This window comes from Candidatus Enterococcus courvalinii, assembly GCF_017315945.1.
GTDB lineage: Bacteria > Bacillota > Bacilli > Lactobacillales > Enterococcaceae > Enterococcus_B > Enterococcus_B courvalinii.
In genome coordinates this window covers 35,823-52,917 of record NZ_JAFLWI010000011.1, presented here as the reverse complement: position 1 = coordinate 52,917, position 17,095 = coordinate 35,823, and the positions used below count along the sequence as shown (strand labels likewise).

General features: G+C 37.5%; 13 protein-coding genes, 1 other RNA gene and 1 pseudogene. 11 read left to right on the top strand and 4 right to left on the bottom strand.

Annotated features, from left to right (window positions below; genetic code table 11):
- Positions 1 to 33: 33 nt before the first annotated feature.
- Together JZO71_RS08505 and recU are read right to left on the bottom strand one after the other, a co-directional pair.
- Positions 34 to 2,373 (bottom strand): PBP1A family penicillin-binding protein, encoded by a 2,340-nt coding sequence (locus tag JZO71_RS08505; RefSeq protein ID WP_206899064.1) that lies wholly within the window; start codon positions 2,371 to 2,373, stop codon positions 34 to 36.
- On the bottom strand, positions 2,373 to 3,005 hold the full coding sequence (gene recU, locus JZO71_RS08500) for a Holliday junction resolvase RecU (RefSeq protein ID WP_206899063.1): 633 nt from the start codon (positions 3,003 to 3,005) through the stop codon (positions 2,373 to 2,375). The genes JZO71_RS08505 and recU overlap by 1 nt, the downstream gene beginning before the upstream one ends.
- A gap of 63 nt (positions 3,006 to 3,068) precedes the next feature.
- Between recU and JZO71_RS08495 the strand changes: the two genes are divergently transcribed.
- The 6 genes from JZO71_RS08495 (at position 3,069) to JZO71_RS08470 (ending at position 8,041) form a co-directional block, all read left to right on the top strand.
- Positions 3,069 to 3,608, top strand: a complete 540-nt coding sequence (locus JZO71_RS08495) for an SLOG family protein (protein ID WP_206899062.1) — start codon at positions 3,069 to 3,071, stop codon at positions 3,606 to 3,608.
- 94 nt (positions 3,609 to 3,702) lie between these two features.
- Positions 3,703 to 4,113 (top strand): cell division regulator GpsB, encoded by a 411-nt coding sequence (gene gpsB / locus JZO71_RS08490; protein WP_067482295.1) that lies wholly within the window; start codon positions 3,703 to 3,705, stop codon positions 4,111 to 4,113.
- Between the two features lie 17 nt (positions 4,114 to 4,130).
- Positions 4,131 to 4,498: RNase P RNA component class B (rnpB, locus tag JZO71_RS08485), an RNA gene on the top strand.
- A gap of 69 nt (positions 4,499 to 4,567) precedes the next feature.
- Positions 4,568 to 5,731 (top strand): THUMP domain-containing class I SAM-dependent RNA methyltransferase, encoded by a 1,164-nt coding sequence (locus tag JZO71_RS08480; RefSeq protein ID WP_206899061.1) that lies wholly within the window; start codon positions 4,568 to 4,570, stop codon positions 5,729 to 5,731.
- 38 nt (positions 5,732 to 5,769) lie between these two features.
- Positions 5,770 to 7,266 (top strand): carboxypeptidase M32, encoded by a 1,497-nt coding sequence (locus JZO71_RS08475; RefSeq protein ID WP_206899060.1) that lies wholly within the window; start codon positions 5,770 to 5,772, stop codon positions 7,264 to 7,266.
- A 97-nt stretch (positions 7,267 to 7,363) separates the two neighbouring features.
- The gene (locus tag JZO71_RS08470; RefSeq protein WP_206899059.1) at positions 7,364 to 8,041 is read left to right on the top strand and encodes an HD domain-containing protein; all 678 of its coding nucleotides are present in this window, start codon (positions 7,364 to 7,366) and stop codon (positions 8,039 to 8,041) included.
- A 74-nt stretch (positions 8,042 to 8,115) separates the two neighbouring features.
- Here the strand turns inward: JZO71_RS08470 and JZO71_RS08465 are convergent, their stop codons facing one another.
- Positions 8,116 to 8,442, bottom strand: coding sequence for a hypothetical protein (locus JZO71_RS08465; protein ID WP_206899058.1), 327 nt, complete (start codon positions 8,440 to 8,442; stop codon positions 8,116 to 8,118).
- A gap of 145 nt (positions 8,443 to 8,587) precedes the next feature.
- Between JZO71_RS08465 and JZO71_RS08460 the strand changes: the two genes are divergently transcribed.
- Together JZO71_RS08460 and JZO71_RS08455 are read left to right on the top strand one after the other, a co-directional pair.
- On the top strand, positions 8,588 to 9,727 hold the full coding sequence (locus tag JZO71_RS08460; protein ID WP_206899057.1) for a VanZ family protein: 1,140 nt from the start codon (positions 8,588 to 8,590) through the stop codon (positions 9,725 to 9,727).
- A gap of 126 nt (positions 9,728 to 9,853) precedes the next feature.
- Positions 9,854 to 11,203: a DEAD/DEAH box helicase gene (locus JZO71_RS08455; RefSeq protein ID WP_206899056.1), complete on the top strand. Its 1,350-nt coding sequence runs from the start codon at positions 9,854 to 9,856 to the stop codon at positions 11,201 to 11,203.
- 528 nt (positions 11,204 to 11,731) lie between these two features.
- On the opposite strand, the pseudogene JZO71_RS08450 reads toward JZO71_RS08455, so the two are convergent.
- Positions 11,732 to 12,109, bottom strand: a pseudogene (locus tag JZO71_RS08450) (GNAT family N-acetyltransferase); the annotation flags it as partial.
- A gap of 365 nt (positions 12,110 to 12,474) precedes the next feature.
- Between JZO71_RS08450 and alaS the strand changes: the two are divergent.
- The 3 genes from alaS (at position 12,475) to JZO71_RS08435 (ending at position 17,069) form a co-directional block, all read left to right on the top strand.
- Positions 12,475 to 15,117 carry an alanine--tRNA ligase gene (gene alaS, locus JZO71_RS08445; protein ID WP_206899055.1) on the top strand — a complete coding sequence of 881 codons (2,643 nt, stop codon included), beginning with the start codon at positions 12,475 to 12,477 and terminating at the stop codon, positions 15,115 to 15,117.
- Between the two features lie 166 nt (positions 15,118 to 15,283).
- The gene (locus JZO71_RS08440; RefSeq protein WP_206899054.1) at positions 15,284 to 15,880 is read left to right on the top strand and encodes an ECF transporter S component; all 597 of its coding nucleotides are present in this window, start codon (positions 15,284 to 15,286) and stop codon (positions 15,878 to 15,880) included.
- Between the two features lie 46 nt (positions 15,881 to 15,926).
- On the top strand, positions 15,927 to 17,069 hold the full coding sequence (locus JZO71_RS08435) for a cation diffusion facilitator family transporter (protein WP_206899053.1): 1,143 nt from the start codon (positions 15,927 to 15,929) through the stop codon (positions 17,067 to 17,069).
- Positions 17,070 to 17,095 lie beyond the last annotated feature (26 nt).

Sequence of the window (17,095 nt, the reverse complement as noted above, 5' to 3'; positions counted from 1 at the left end):
TTTTAAGTTGCCCAATTAGTTATCAGTAGCAATTTATGAACTCGAACTAACTTTTTCAGAGCGAGCGGCGTTTTCAGTATTGCTTGTTGGGGGAGCAGTTGAAGATGTTTCTGGTGGTGTCTCGGATTCAACTGTTGATGAACTACTTGAAGTTGAAGGCACTGGTTCTTCTGAAGAGCTAGAAGAACTAGAAGAGCTACTTTCAACTGTAGTAGAAGATTCTGTACTTGATTCAACGGTGGTCGTTGAAGTAGTACTCGACTCTGGCTCAACCGTTGAACTAGGAGTCGGAATGTTCGATCTTCTTGGCGCACTATAACTTGGAACAGTATACTGATCTTTATAATAAAGTTCATTGTTTACTCGAATCAAATCGTTCGGCATGGTCCAATCATCATTTGAAACATTTGCAGAAACATACTGCATCAATTCACGATAGACATCAGAAGCAACATGCGTTGATGCATCAGTAACTGGTGTCATTTTCTCATTGTAGCCCGTCCAAACAGAAATTGCATAGTTTGGCGTATAGCCGGCAAACAAAATGTCGGGGTAGACACCGGAAGAAAGGCCAATTTTTGCATATTCATCATCTGTATAGTTAGATGTCCCAGTTTTACCTGCTTGATATAAACCTGGAATCTGAGCATTAGTCCCAGTTCCTTTTGTCAGGGTGTCTTTCAAAATATCCGTCACCATGTAGGCAGTTTCTTCAGACATTGCTCTGGTACCTTCAGGTTCAAAAGTCTCTTCTGTTCCATCCTGATAGATCACTTTATTGACATATTGTGGTTTGTAGTAAGTGCCGCCATTCGCTAAAGCCGCGTAAGCCGCCGCCATTTTTAAGGAAGAAGCACCATATTTTGTTCCGTCCTGATCTTCTGTATTACTTGAAATGGCGTTTGATTGATGAATCGTACGATAATCAATACCAACACCACTTAAGAAAGAAGCAACTTTATCAGCACCAACTTCATTGAATAGTTTAACTGCAGGTATATTCCGTGAGTCATATAGAGCCTGTCGTAAAGTGATTGTCCCCATGTAGCGGTTATCCCAGTTCATAACAGGCGTGGTCGTTCCTTCGTAGTTATATGGAGCATCGGAAATCGTTTTTCCAGTAGAATATTTTAGATATTCAAAGGCAGGTGCATAATCTGTAATTGGTTTCATCGTTGAACCAAAATCACGTGACGTATTGACAGCTAAGTTGTTTCCAAGTGTCACATCTTCGGCAACTTTTCGAGCACCGATTTGTGCTTTGACTTGTCCTGTTTTTGTATCGATCAACGTGGAAGCAACTTGCATTTGATCATCAGGGTAAGCAACATATTGGTCGGTATTGACAATGTTGTATAGTTGCTTTTGCGCATCTAAATCAAGGTTTGTGTAAATATCAAGACCATCGGTGTAGACGTTTTTGTCTGTTTTTTCTTCAATTTCGTTAATGACTTCTTTTACATAGTTATCGACGATTTTGGTATTATCATCACCAGAAGATAATTCTTGTAGACCGTCTGTGACAGGGACATTTACTGCCTGATCATATTCTGCTTGAGTGATTTTTTCGTTTTGTAGCATGGTATAAAGAACGATATCGCGACGTTTTTTTGCTTGTTCAGGATAAGTATATGGATCATAAGCTGAAGGTGCTTGAGGCATTCCAGCGAGAAGGGCAGTTTGGGCTAAGGATAGTTCAGGTAATCTTTTTCCAAAGTACATTTCTGCGGCCGTTTCCATGCCGTAAAAGCCATTTGCCATATAGACTTTATTAACATAATAAGTCAAAATTTCTTCTTTCGATTTTTCTTGTTCTAGCTTGACAGCCATCCAAGCTTCTTGTGCTTTCCTTTTTAACGTTTGATCTTCTGCTTTTGTTGAGAAGAAGGAAAGTTTGATCAATTGCTGAGTTAAAGTACTCCCACCTTGCAGTCCGCCAGACGTAAAGTTTGACAGCGCCGAACCAAGAATGCGGACAGGGTCGACACCGATATGTTTGTAAAAACGACGATCCTCAACGGAAACGATGGCATCTTGCAATTGTTGTGGTAGTTCGTTGGCAGTGATCTTTTCGCGTTTTTCTGCCCCGAGATCCTCAAATAGCTCTCCTGTTGAAGTATATAATTTTGACGAAACAGTGGCATCTAAGTTTTTATCCGTTAAGGCAGGGGCGTCTTTTGCATAAAACCAAAATAGGCTGACACCAGATAAGAACAAGATACAGCCAATAAAAACAATGCCGAGTAAGATTTTGACAATTAAATTTTTCCCGTTCTTTTGCTTACCAGAGCCATTGCTAGAAGTTGATTTTGTGCCTTTTTTCTGTGGAGGACTTGTTTTTCTTCGCGATGCTCTCGTTTGTTCATTTGCCATTAGTGCTTTTCTCCTTTTGATAATGATAGGTACTGATCGACTGCATCAAGATAAGGGACGCGTGGTAAGAAACCAGGTGTGATTTCTATTCCAAGTTCTTCAATTAATGAAAGTGGTAAAGACTTTCTACCACCATCATTTTGTTGATACCAATAATCAATCAGATGGTTACTACTTAAATAGAAACAACGTTTTAGACTAGAAAACCATAATAAAACAAAACAGATACCATCTTGCTTTAAGCAAGACTCCATGTGTTTGATTTGATGCTCGTGAAAATTATTGAATGGAAAAGATGTTTTATTTTTCGTTTCTTTTGCTTCAAAATCCAAATAGAAACCTCGATAAACACCGTTGTAATCAGTTGTTGAAGCTTGAGTAAAGTAAGCTTCTTTAATCACTGCGGCACTTCTTCGAGGATAATCGACTTTAACGATTTGAATAGGGGTTGGCTTCTTGTGTATGACTGCCAAATTTTTTGACAGATAAAAGCTGTTGCTCTCGTTGATAGCTTCTTCAAATGACATACCTCGGTTACCAAAAACAGTGGAAGAAGTTTTTTTCCCTTGAATTTTTGGTTTTGAAGAGGCATCCTTAGAATAAGGTTGGCCATTAGGGTAGCGTAAGACCATATTTAATCACACTCCTGCGCACATTATAGCAAAAAAAAGTAAAGAAAGAAAAGGAATCAGGCGGTGAATCAATTGAAAGTAATCTATGTTTCAGGCTATCGAAGCTTTGAACTGGGTGTTTTTCAGGAAAAGGATCCAAAAATCAAAGTTATTAAAAATGTTTTAAAAAAAGAAATTCGCCAACTAGTTGAAGAAGGATTAGAGTGGGTGATCAGCAGTGGCAACCTTGGTGTTGAATTATGGGTGACTGAAGTTGTAGCTGAGTTGAAGCAAGAGTATCCTGAATTACATTTAGGAATTATTTATCCGTTTGCTGAATTTGGTAGTAATTGGAACGAAACAAATCAAGAAAAGAAAATGTTAGCGGAACAAGTAGCGGACTACATTGAGTCGGTCAGTCATCTACCTTATAAAAATCCTAATCAATTAAAAAATCATACACAATTTCTACTTACGCATACAGAGGGGACTTTGTTGATCTATGACCCAGAGTACATTGGGAAAACAGATTATTTTTTGCGCGATGCAAAAAAAATTCAAGAAGATAAACCTTATGAAATCCGTTTGATTAGCATGGATGATTTACAAAATTCTGTGGAATAAAAGGAGATAGTGTTTGATTTATAGTTATTTTTCCGATACAATGGGAAAAGTAGAAAAGTTATAATGTAAACGAGAATTAAATAGAGGTGTAAATATGGCGAATTTGATTTATAGTCCAAAAGACATTTTACAACAAGAATTCAAAACCAAAATGCGTGGATATGATCCAATTGAAGTTGACGAATTTTTGGACAATATCATTAAAGATTATGAAGCATACAGCAAAGAACTCCTTGCTTTACAAGAAGAAAATGATCGTTTGAGTGCAAAAGTTGCTCAGCTATCAAAAACACAAGGAACACAAACTCGTGTGCAACCAACAGAAGCACCTAAGAGTACGGCAGTAACAAACTTTGATATCTTGAAACGTTTGTCAAATCTTGAACGTGAGGTTTTTGGAAAAAAACTTGACCAAGCAACGCCAGCTGCTTCTGCACAACCTAATGCAGGCAACTATACAAATGCGGATGCAAGTGATGACAACGAAAAAACACGTCAATTTTAATTAATGAATTTTTTGCGGTTTTCGGGTAATCGCGGTCTGACTTGATCAGGCTGAGGAAAGTCCATGCTCGCACAGACTGTGATGTCTGTAGTGTTCGTGCTTAGCGAAAAGATAAGCTAAGGTACTCTTAGGAGTAACGGCAGGAAAACGAGCTAAGGCTTCGGCTATGCTTTAGTATCCTTGAAAGTGCCACAGTGACGAAGCGAATCGGGAAACTTATTCGGTGGAACGCGGTAAACCCCTCGAGCGAGCAACCCAAACAATGGTAGGGGCGCTTTTTGCTAGGAATCAGAACAAGGCAAAAGGGCAGGTAAACTGCAGATAGATGGTTACCCCTTTATTTCTTCTCCCTGGAGGAATAAAGGACAAAACATGGCTTACAGAAAATCGCAATAATCAGGGAATACCTTCCAACGATGTTGTGAAGGTTTTTTTTATAAATAAGGAGACTAGTATGGATAAAAATAGAAAATTTAACCTTGTAGCAACTGCCGCAAGCGGTTTAGAAGCTCTTGTTGGAAAAGAACTACGTGATTTGGGAATTGATTGTCAAGTAGAAAATGGGCGAGCTCGCTTTGAAGGTACAATGGAAACAATCGCAACAACTAACCTATGGTTACGTACAGCAGACCGTGTCAAAATCGTCGTTGGGGAGTTCGACGCATTTACCTTTGATGAATTATTTGAAAATGTGAAAGCTTTGCCATGGGAGGACTTTTTACCTTTAGATGCAGAATTTCCAGTTGCTGGAAAATCAATCAAATCAAAATTATATAGTACACCAGATTGCCAAGCAATCACTAAGAAAGCAATCGTTGATCGTTTGCGCACGTATTATCATCGTCCAGCTTCTGTGCCGTTAACGGAAACAGGCGCTCATTTTCAACTAGAAGTTGCTTTGTTGAAAGACCATGTGCTGATTACTTTAGATACAACAGGACCAAGTCTATTTAAACGCGGTTATCGTTTAGAAAAAGGTGGCGCACCATTAAAAGAAAACATGGCTGCGGCATTAGTAGCGTTAACAACTTGGCGTAAAGATCGTCCTTTTTATGATCCTGTGTGCGGTTCTGGTACTATTTGTATCGAAGCAGCCTTGATTGGACATAATATTGCACCAGGATTTAATCGTGAGTTTGCTTGTGAATCATGGGAATGGTTTGACAATAATATCATGGAAGAAGTCCGTGCTACTGCAGAAGAACAGGCTGATTACGATGTAGAACTAGATATTACTGGTTCAGATATTAATGGACGAATGATTGAAATCGCCAAAGCAAATGCCGAGGAAATTGGATTGGGAGATTCCATTACCTTTAAGCAACAAGCATTGAAAGATTTCAAAACGGATAAGGAATATGGCGTAATCGTTGCTAATCCACCCTACGGAGAACGGTTAGGTGAGGAAGAAACAGTTCGTAAACTGTATCGAGAAATGGGTGATGTATTTAGACCACTGAAAACGTGGAGCAAATATATCTTGACCAGTGATTTAGCATTTGAAGAATATTACGGACAAAAAGCAACGAAAAAACGTAAATTATATAACGGTGCTTTACGTACCGATTTATTCCAGTATTGGGGAACACGTCCGCCACGTGTGAAAAAAGAAGACTAGGATTTGTTTTTAAATTTGGATTTTTGGAGGAATGACAGATGAAAGAAACAGAATTTTTACAAGAATTAAAAGAAATTAATCTCTTGCAACAAGCATTAGGGATTTTGGACTGGGATACACAGACAGGGATGCCTGAAAAAGCCAGTGAATACCGTAGTGCTGTTGATAGTTACTTGTACAGTCTTTACTTTGCAAAAAAAGTAGGACCTAAAATCGAGGAAGCACTTGCTTATTTTGGCGAGCATCCAGATGAATTATCTGAAGTAGGACAAGCTGCGTATCGAAAAGTGAAAGAAGACTTTGAACTAGAACATAACGTGCCTAAAGAACTGATGACAAAATATAGCGCAGCAATTTCTTCTGCACATGGACAATGGCAAAAATCACGAGAAACAAAACAGTTTGCTGATTTTGAATCGGCATTGACACAAAATATTGAGTTGACTAAAGAATTGATTCCTTATTGGCAGAAAGATGAAAAGACGGCGTATGATGTGCTGTTGAATCAGTATGAACCAGGTATGACTGTTGAAATTCTAGACAAAGTATTTGCGCAATTAAAAGATGGAATCATGTCTATTCGTCAAGAAATCAGTGAAAAAGGGACAGAACCTGAAACCAGTTTTCTTTCACGAAAAATGACGAAAGAACAACAAAAACGTTTCGTTGTGGGTGTTATTGAACAATTAGGCTATGATTTTAGCCGAGGACGTTTAGATGATACGATTCATCCATTTATGACTGGAATCAATCCCAACGATGCACGAATCACGACTCGTTGGAATGAACATGATTTTCAAATGGCTGTCTTTGGAGTCATCCATGAAGCAGGCCACGGAATGTATGAACAAGATATTGACGATAAATATGCGTATACACCCGTGTATCAAGGTGCATCAATGGGCATCCATGAATCACAATCTTTATTCAATGAAATTATTGTCGGAAGCAATCGAAGCTTCTGGGAAAAACAATATCCTTTCTTCCAAGAATGTGCAGAAGGAACATTTGCAGATATTGAATTTACTGATTTTTATCGTTCATTGAAGCGTACACGAGCAAGTTTGATCCGAATTGAAGCAGATAGCTTAACTTATCCGCTGCATATTATTATTCGCTACGAAATTGAAAAAATGATTTTCAACGAAAATTTAGCAATTGCTGAACTTCCAGAAGTCTGGAATCAAAAATACGAAGAATATTTAGGTGTACGACCAACGAATGATCTCGAAGGAATTCTCCAAGATGTTCACTGGTCAGGTGCAAGCTTTGGTTATTTTCCTTCATATGCTCTTGGATATATGTATGCAGCGCAACTATTACATGCATTAGAAAAAGAGTTGTCGATTGATGAAGTTTTAGCTTCAGATGATTATTCACCAATCAAGAAGTGGATGGAAACACATATTCACCAATATGGTGCTTCAAGAAAACCAAACCAGTTGATTCAGGATGCTACAAATGAATCACTAAATCCTAATTATTTGATTGAATATATGCGTGACCTATACTTCAATGTATATCAAGTAAACTAAAACTGGAAGTCTGGAACATTGCTTCATTTGTTCCAGACTTTTTCTGTTGGATGAATTTGTCAAAAATGAGGAGAAAAATAAGTGAGGGAGTAGACCAATGGACGAAAAATTAAAAAAGATAGCTGCATATAGTTTTAACCAATTGAAAAACGATCAAACAGGTCATGGAGCAGATCACACGAAGCGAGTTGTTCAGTTAGCAACAGATATTTTAGCAACGGAGCCAACTGCTAATCGAGAAATCACCTTGGCGGCAGCTTATCTTCACGATACGATTGATGACAAGGTCGTGTCTGATGAAGAACAGGCGAAAAAAGAATTAGTAACTTTTTTAAAAGCAATTGATTTAACCGAGCATCAAATCACCGCAATTTTTGCTATTATTGAAAATATGTCCTTTTCTAAAAGTCTTGGAGAAAATGCGAAAGAACTAACGATTGAAGGAAAAATTGTTCAAGATGCAGATCGGCTTGATGCTTTAGGCGCAATTGGGATTTTGCGAACAGCCTATTTTGGAGGGGGACATGGACACCCCATTCATGATCCTGAGATGCTGCCGCAAACGTATGTGAACAAAACCGATTATCGTAAAGGTTCTACCGTTATCAATCATTTTTATGAAAAGTTGTTTTTATTGCCTGCGCAAATGAATACTGTTTATGGAAAAGCAGAAGCGCAACGTCGTGAACAATTTATGCGGGATTTTTTAAAAGAATTTTATCATGAGTGGGAGAATACAAGCGACTCATTGAGCAAACGGGAAAATGTTAACTAATTATTTATTATGTAAACTTGTATGTAAAAACAAAATACCACAACAGTCGTTGTAGTATTTATGTTAGGAAAAAGCTAAGTGTTTTTCCTTTTAAAACTTGTTAAGCGACGATAGCCACGAAACAGATTTAAGAGGAATAAGCAACCAGCTACAATGATCGGTACCCAGATTAGATAAACTGGATAGCCAATTTGTGCGGAAAGTGTTTGTGACGAAATGTTCTGCATCTCGGTGGCGGCTTGTTGCCATGTTTGTAGGTTGAAAACGAACATAAAGCCGGAAATAATCAACAAAATAAAACCTAGATAATGGATTTTGGTTTTCTTGCGTAGATACGCAAAACCTAAATACAGTGCGAATAAAAAAATCGGAACTCCAAAGACAAAGTAGAAATTCAGCACTTCGACACCTCCTCATATACCATTTATGATACTTCAAATTGGTTGAATTGAGAAATAATAGCGTCGTACTTGCTTAAGTATTGAAGCGATTGATAAAATATACATTGAAAATCAAGAAAATTTATAAAAAGTGTGGTGGGCTGTTATGGCAAGTTATATTGAACCAATTCGGTTTGCGTTATTAGTATTTCCATTTTTAGCATTAGCAATTTCTTCGGTCTTCTTTATTTATGAATACCGTAAATATGGCACATTTCTCTTATCTCGAGGAATTATTCTCTATTCTTTTGTATTTTACCTATTGTGTGCGTACTTTTTAGTTATTTTGCCGTTACCAGCAAGGGAAGCGGTCGCGCAGATGACAGGCCCTAAGATGGAGTTAGAGTTGTTTGCTTCATGGCGCCATTTTTGGAGTCAAACGGTTTTAAACATTCATGATCCAAGCACTTACTTAGCTGCAATGAAACAAAGTGTTTTTTTAGAGCCGGTATTTAACATTTTATTGCTCGTACCCTTTGGAATTTATCTCAGATATTATTTTAGATTATCTTTTGTGAAAACAATTATTGCTAGCTTTTGTTTGTCTTTGTTTTTTGAGCTTACACAATTAAGTGGACTGTATTTTATTTACCCTAGACCCTATCGTTTGTTTGATGTCAATGATTTGCTTCACAATACGTTAGGCGGAGCACTGGGCTATCTTATGACGCCAATCTTCACCTTTATGTTGCCAACAAGAGCGAGAATGGATGAGGTATCTTATGAGAAGGGTCAGAAAGTTTCCTTAACAAGAAGATTGGTTGCTTATTTGATTGATTGGGTATTTTTGGGCATAGTAGATAGTGTCATTTCCATTTTGCTACAATTAATGTTCAAAAAAGATGTCGTTACAACGAATGGTGAGTGGATTTTCTTAGAAGTGTTCTTGTACTTCATAGTGTTGACGTATGTGACTAACGGCAAGACACTTGGAAAAAAAGTTGTACGTATTCAAGTTGTGGAAGAACAAAAGGAACGAATTTCGTTCAAAGCATTGTTGATTCGATACGGCTATCTTTATTTCCTATTTTATGGATTAGGTCGAGGAATCCAATTTTCACAACAAATTATGGATCAATCAACGGGTGTATTACAAATGACTGCAGTTTTTATTTTTATGGGTTTGTTGTTTGCACAAGGAATTTTCGTCTTGAATCTTGTGCTTTCATTCATCAGGAAAAAAAGTGTCTTGTTTTATGAGAAAGCTAGCCACACCTATACAATCAGTACGATCAAAAATAAATGAACTAAGCATTTCTAACAAAAGATGGTAGAGAAAGAACGGTCGCTTGTTTTAGAATAAGAGAGCAAAAATGATGGGGCTGTGTTATAATGCCAAAGTCGTGAAAAATTAAAGAGAAGAGGTGCATAGATGAATAATTTTGATAAATTCAACTTTCAACCATTTATTAACGAAGCATTGACAGCAAAAGGCTTTGTGCAACCAACGGAAGTACAAGAGAAATTGATTCCACTGATTGCCAAAGGAAAAAATATTGTTGGTCAATCACAAACAGGTTCTGGAAAAACACATACATTTTTATTACCACTATTTAATAAAATTGATGCTACAAAGGAAGAAGTCCAAGTAGTCATTACTGCCCCAAGTCGTGAGCTAGCTGCACAAATTTACAAAGCTGCTAATCAGCTTGCACAGTTTTCAGCGCCAGAAATTCGTGTCAGCAATTTTGTTGGTGGAACGGATAAGCAACGCCAACTTGATCGTTTACGTCACCAACAACCGCATGTCGTGGTTGGAACACCAGGTCGTATTCTAGATATGATGAACGAGCAAGCGTTAAAAATCCATACAGCATTTGCATTTGTTGTAGATGAAGCAGATATGACATTGGATATGGGATTCTTAAATGAAGTCGATCAAATCGCAGGTCGTTTACCTGAAAAAGTTCAATTTTTAGTATTCTCAGCAACAATCCCAGAAAAACTACGCCCATTTTTACGTAAATATATGCAAAATCCTGTTATCGAAGAGATCAAACCAAAAGCAATTATTTCAGAAGACATCGAAAACTGGTTGATGTCGACAAAAGGCAAAGACAAAAACAAAATGATCTATCAATTATTGACAATTGGTCATCCATATTTAGCGATTGTATTTGCAAATACGAAACAACATGTTGATGAAATTGCAGATTACTTGAAGAAAAAAGGCTTAAAAGTTGCGAAAATCCATGGTGGTATTACTCCTCGTGAACGTAAACGTGTCATGCGCCAAGTGCAAGATCTAGAATTTCAATATGTAGTAGCAACCGATCTTGCTGCACGTGGAATCGACATTGAAGGGGTCTCACATGTGATCAATGCAGAGATTCCTGAAGATACAGATTTCTTCATTCACCGCGTCGGTCGAACAGGAAGAAACGGTCTTAAAGGAACGGCAATCACACTTTATTCACCAAGTGATGAACAAGCAATCGATATGTTGGAAACTTTAGGCGTAAAATTTGAACCAAAAGAAATCAAAGACGGTGAAATCGTGAAAACCTATGACCGAAATCGTCGAACAAAACGTGAAAAATCAAAAGACACGTTGGATCCAACCTTGATTGGTTTAGTGAAAAAGAAAAAGAAAAAAATCAAACCTGGATACAAGAAGAAAATCGATTGGGCGATTGCTGAAAAGAACAAACAAGAACGTAAAATCGAACGTCGTCAGCAGTCACGAACAGCGCGTAAAAACAAAAAAAATTCACACAAATAAAAAGGTTGTGGCTCCAAGCGTTCAGCTTCGAAAAAATAATGAAGAACTGACAAAAATAGCTATTTATGTTTTTGGACAGTTATGAATTATTTCGAGAAGTTGCTTGGGGAACACCGAGAAAAAAGGTTGTGGCTCAAAACGCTCAGCTCCGACTAGATAGTGAGCAGACACTCGAAATAGCTTCTCATATTTTGTAGTGAATGCAAGCTATCTTGAGGAGTTGTTTTGTGAACACCGAGAAAAAGGTTGGGAAAGAAGTGTTCAACTCCAATAAATAAGAATAAATTTTCAGAAATTACTTCTCAAATTTTTGTGAAATTTAGGCTTATTTGGAAGGAGTTACTTCTTGAACACCGTTTATTCGTAAAAAAGAGTCTCTGGGACAAAAATATTCAAGAAAAAAACCGTCTAAAATTCGTTTTTTGAAAACGTTGATTTTAGGCGGTTTTAATATTGAAATCAGCGTTAAGGACAAACAGATTTTTTAGATTTGTCTAAGTTTGTTTATACTGTTATTGAGTTAGCTAATCATAAAATTTTTTCCATCCCGATACAAAGAATGCCATCTTCTTCAAAAGGAGATGTACAGGAACGATACCCACAACCCTCATAAAAAGACTGTGCTGTTAGCTCAGCGACTAAATAGCTTAAACGGCAGCCATTATTTTTGGCAACTTGTTCTGCTTTGAACAAAAGTGAGCGTCCAATTCCTTGTTTGCGGTAGGCTTTTGCTACACAAAAACGGTCAGGTTGAAAACATGTTTCGTTTTTCAGTTGATAACGTAAGGTTGCAACAGGGATTTGATCATCGAGAAGTAAAAAATAATTTCTTTGACTAGTATCGAGTAAATCAAATTCCCATTCAGGTGGGATATTCTGTTCTAAAACAAAGACTTCATAGCGAAGCGTAAAGTTTCTCCTTCAATCAACTTTTTTACTCAGCGTAACACAAACGAAGAAAAGCAAAAAGAGGCAAAATAGAAAAGCTTTATTGACAGACAATCGTGAAGTGCGTATACTTAACAAGTACAAAAAAGGACATGATTTGTTTTTAGGGACTCACAGAAAATTCTTTCTAGGCTGAAAAAAGAATAGTTGCCAATCAAATTGCTCCCTTTTTTCTTTTGATAGAAATATCAACGCCACTCAGCGTTATCGAGTTTAAGAGGTAATGATCAAACATCATTGCAACCAAGGTGGTACCGCGAGTTTTCGTCCTTGGCTGTAATGGTGTTTTTTTGTATTGAAAAACAATGAGAGAAGGTAATGGAATGAAACAATTAAGTAGCGCACAAGTTCGCCAAATGTTTTTAGATTTTTTCCAATCAAAAGGACACACGATCGAGCCAAGTGCCTCATTAGTACCAGTTAACGATCCAACTTTGTTATGGATCAATTCAGGAGTAGCGACATTAAAAAAATATTTTGATGGTTCAGTTGTTCCTGAAAATCCAAGAATCACTAATGCACAAAAATCAATTCGAACAAATGATATTGAAAATGTCGGAAAAACTGCACGTCATCATACGATGTTTGAAATGCTAGGAAACTTTTCTATCGGGGATTATTTCAAAGAAGAAGCAATCCACTGGGCATGGGAATTTTTGACAAGCCCTGAGTGGATGGCTTTTGATCCTGAAAAGTTATATGTTACGGTCTATCCAAAAGATACTGAAGCAAAACGTATTTGGCACGAAGAAGTAGGCTTACCAACGGACCACATCATCGACGTAGAAGATAACTTCTGGGATATTGGTGCCGGTCCTTGTGGTCCCGATACAGAAATCTTTTATGACCGTGGAGAATCTTACAACGATTTAGCCGAAGATGATCCAGAAAATTATCCTGGTGGCGAAAATGAACGTTATTTAGAAATCTGGAACTTGGTATTTTCTGAATTTAACCATAAACCAGATAACACATTTGAACCATTACCACATAAAAATATTGATACGGGCATGGGCTTAGAACGTATGGTTTCTATCGTTCAAGACGCACCAACTAACTTTGAGACAGATTTGTTTATGCCAATTATTCACGCTGTTGAAAAATTAAGTAACCAAGTGAAGTATGGTGAAAGTCCAATAACAGATATTTCTTATAAAGTAATTGCTGACCATATTCGTGCATTATCTTTTGCAATTGGTGATGGTGCACTACCTTCAAATGAAGGACGCGGTTATGTCTTACGTCGTTTATTACGTCGTGCTGTTATGCATGGAAAAAAATTGGGAATCAATCAAGCTTTCTTGTATAAATTAGTTCCAGTTGTTGGGGAAATCATGGTTAGCTACTATCCAGAAGTTTTAGAACAAAAAGAATTTATTGAAAAAGTAATTCGTACAGAAGAAGAACGCTTTAATGAAACAATCAACGAAGGTTTAGATATCTTAAACCAAGTGATTGAAGAGGTAAAAGCAGCAAACGGAACGACTTTAGCTGGTAAAGACATCTTTAAACTTTATGATACTTATGGCTTCCCAGTAGAATTAACAGAAGAAGTAGCAGAAGATGAAGGGTTGAAAGTCGATCATGCTGGTTTTGAAAAAGAAATGGAAGCACAAAGAGAACGTGCCCGTTCTGCAAGAAGCACGGAAAAATCAATGGGTGTTCAATCCGCATTATTAACAGATATCAAAGTGGATAGTAAATTTATTGGTTATACAGAAGTTGAGGCAGACAGCAAATTGCTGGTAATCGTTCAAGACGAAGAATTATTAAGTGAAGTAACAGAAGGTGTTGCTCAAATGATTTTTGCTGAAACACCTTTCTATGCAGAAATGGGTGGACAAGTTGCTGACCAAGGTTGGATCTTAAATGATGCACAAGAAGTGGTTGCAACAGTTACAGATGTTCAAAAAGCACCAAATGGTCAATTTATGCATACAGTAACAGTCAAATCACCAATGCAAGAAGGCGCAATCTATCATTTAGCAATCAACGAACCAATGCGTAACCGAATCATTAAAAATCATACAGCGACTCACTTATTGCATAAAGCGTTGAAAGAAACTTTAGGCGAACATGCAAACCAAGCAGGTTCATTAGTTGCACCGGGACACTTGCGTTTTGACTTCACTCATTTTGGTCAAATCACAGCAGATGAACTAGCTCAAATGGAACGAATCGTTAATGAAAAAATTTGGGAAGCTATTCCAGTTCAAACAATCGAAACAGATATTGACACAGCAAAAAATATGGGCGCAATGGCCTTGTTCGGTGAGAAATATGGTCGTGAAGTCCGCGTTGTCAATATTGGTGAATGGTCAATCGAGCTTTGTGGTGGGACACACGTGTCAAATACAGAAGACATTGGTATTTTCAAAATTGTTTCTGAATCAGGAATCGGTGCAGGCGTTCGTCGTATCGAAGCTGTTACAAGTAAAGAAGCTTACGAACTACTAGAAGGTGAAGAACAACAATTAAAAGAAGTCGCAGCAATTGTCAAATCACCTCAATTAAAAGAAGTTGTTGCAAAAGCAGAACAATTACAACAACAATTACGTGAATTACAAAAAGAAAATGAAAAATTAGCAAGTAAACTAGCTAATCAACAAGCTGGCGACATTTTCAAAGATCCAGAAACGGTAGCTGGAAAGACATTCATTGCTTCACAAGTAAAAGTGAAAGATATGAACCAATTACGTCAATTAGCAGACCAATGGAAACAAAAAGCAATCTCTGATATTCTTGTTCTGGCAAATGAACAAGAAGGAAAAGTTAGTTTATTAGTTGCTATGTCGAAAGAAGCAAATGAAGCTGGGCTAAAAGCTGGCGATCTGATCAAAGCAATCGCACCAAAAGTTGGCGGTGGCGGCGGCGGACGTCCGGACATGGCACAAGCTGGAGGGAAGAATCCAGCAGGTATTCCAGATGCATTAGCCGAAGCAAAAAATTGGTTGCTTAACCAATAATCATTTGTTAAAATTTATCGTTTAAAAATAAGCAAGACTTGGGATGCTATTGGAAAATAGTCATTCCAAGTCCGCTTGTTTTTTTGTGTCTATTTCAGGATAAACGTAAATAGTTGACGAATGCGCAAGAACTTTTTACGATGAGAAGAAAAAGGTGGGGTTTAAAATGAATAGTAGAAATAAAACATTCCGTTTAGTATTACGCGCAGTTTTATTGGCAATTATTATTGTTCAAGCAATGGTTCCTTGGCTGGGCTTTATTCCATTAGGGTTTATCAGTTTGACAATCATTCATATTACAGTCATTGTTGCAGCTGTTGTGTTAGGGCCTAAAGATGGCATGCTGATTGGGTTGTTTTGGGGAATTGCAACCATCGTTCGTGCTTTTGCCATGCCAACAACGCCCTTTGATACGTTAGTCTTTACGAATCCAATCATTTCAGTGGTGCCGCGGGTGCTTGTTGGTTTGGTAGCAGGTGTTGTCTTTCATTGGATTTATCGCAAAAATCAATCTGTGGTAATGGGGTCTGCTGTTGCAGGAGTACTTGGTTCCTTAACGAATACTTTACTTGTTTTAGGTTTCATGGGTATCTTTTATACGAGTGCGACTGCCAATGCGTATGGCGTAGATACATCACTTTTATTTAAAACTTTGATTGGAGTTGCAGGAATTAATGGTATTCCAGAAGCAATTGGTGCAGGGGTTATTACGCCACTGCTTGCTAAAGCACTCTTTGCTGCAACTCCTTTGAAACCAGAATAAATAAGCTGAATTGAGAGTATATCTTTTTAGATAAGGGAGTAAGAGTGTGACAAGAAAACAAACGACAGAAAAAGCAACGAGTAAAGAACGGACGAAGCAAGGAATCTTAGCAGGCGTTTTGGGTTTGATTTCCAATTTGATTTTATTTGTTTCTAAATTTATGATTGGAATCTTATCAGGTAGTGTATCAATCATGGCAGATGCAATCAACAGTTTGTCAGATACAGCTTCCTCTGTGCTGACCTTGATTGGATTTAAGATTGCAGCTAAACCAGCAGATAAAGAGCATCCGTATGGCCATGAACGGTTTGAATATATTAGTGGCTTATTTGTGTCAATTATTATTTCTTATGTGGGCTTTACGTTTTTAGAGTCTTCTTTTCAAAAAATTATTCATCCAGAAAATATTATTTTGACTCCAGTTGTCTTTTTAGTCTTGATTTTTTCAATTGGTTTGAAGTTCATTCAAGGAAAAATGTACAGTCGAATTGCAGCAAAAATTGATTCGAATGCTTTGCGTGCAACTTCGACAGATAGTTACAATGACGTATTCACAACGTTAGCAGTTTTGATTTCAGCAGGCGTTGAGTGGTTGACTGGGTGGAGAATTGATGGCTACATTGGGTTTGCGTTAGCATTATATATTCTGTATAGCGGTGGAATGATGGTCCGTGACTTTGTCTATGAATTGATGGGCAGTCGACCTACAACAGAGGAAATCGAAGAAATGGAAGATTCACTAAATCATTACGATCAAATTTTGGGGTATCATGATTTGTTAGTACACAACTATGGTCCAAGTAAACGATTTGCATCTGTTCATATTGAGGTAGATGATAGTTTAGACTTGAATCAGGCACATCGAATTGTTGATCGAATCGAAAAGGATTTCAAAGAACGTTTAGCAGTTGATTTGGTTTGTCATTTAGATCCTGTTCCAGTGAGTAATGAACGTTACTTGGCAGTATTGCAAACATTGCGTGAAATCGTTACGACTACGGCAGAAGGACTCAAAATCCATGATTTTCGTGTGATAAAAGAAGGGAAAATTTTGCAATTTGATGTGGTCGTTCCTCAACAATGCCATTTTTCTGATGAGAAATTGGAAGAAATCATTCGGGAGCAAGTTAAGCAGAAAATTGGCAAATATCAGGTTGAGATAACTTTCGATCATAATTATTTGTTATGAAAGAAGGGGTTAACTCCGGCAAGCAA

Bases quoted from the DNA above. Each gene is read 5' to 3' on its own strand.
- alaS (WP_206899055.1), top strand. From the start codon at position 12,475: ATGAAACAATTAAGTAGCGCACAAGTTCGCCAAATGTTTTTAGATTTT.
- JZO71_RS08475 (WP_206899060.1), top strand. From the start codon at position 5,770: ATGAAAGAAACAGAATTTTTACAAGAATTAAAAGAAATTAATCTCTTG.
- JZO71_RS08460 (WP_206899057.1), top strand. From the start codon at position 8,588: ATGGCAAGTTATATTGAACCAATTCGGTTTGCGTTATTAGTATTTCCA.
- JZO71_RS08455 (WP_206899056.1), top strand. From the start codon at position 9,854: ATGAATAATTTTGATAAATTCAACTTTCAACCATTTATTAACGAAGCA.
- gpsB (WP_067482295.1), top strand. From the start codon at position 3,703: ATGGCGAATTTGATTTATAGTCCAAAAGACATTTTACAACAAGAATTC.
- JZO71_RS08505 (WP_206899064.1), bottom strand. From the start codon at position 2,373: ATGGCAAATGAACAAACGAGAGCATCGCGAAGAAAAACAAGTCCTCCA.
- JZO71_RS08440 (WP_206899054.1), top strand. From the start codon at position 15,284: ATGAATAGTAGAAATAAAACATTCCGTTTAGTATTACGCGCAGTTTTA.
- JZO71_RS08480 (WP_206899061.1), top strand. From the start codon at position 4,568: ATGGATAAAAATAGAAAATTTAACCTTGTAGCAACTGCCGCAAGCGGT.
- JZO71_RS08470 (WP_206899059.1), top strand. From the start codon at position 7,364: ATGGACGAAAAATTAAAAAAGATAGCTGCATATAGTTTTAACCAATTG.
- recU (WP_206899063.1), bottom strand. From the start codon at position 3,005: ATGGTCTTACGCTACCCTAATGGCCAACCTTATTCTAAGGATGCCTCT.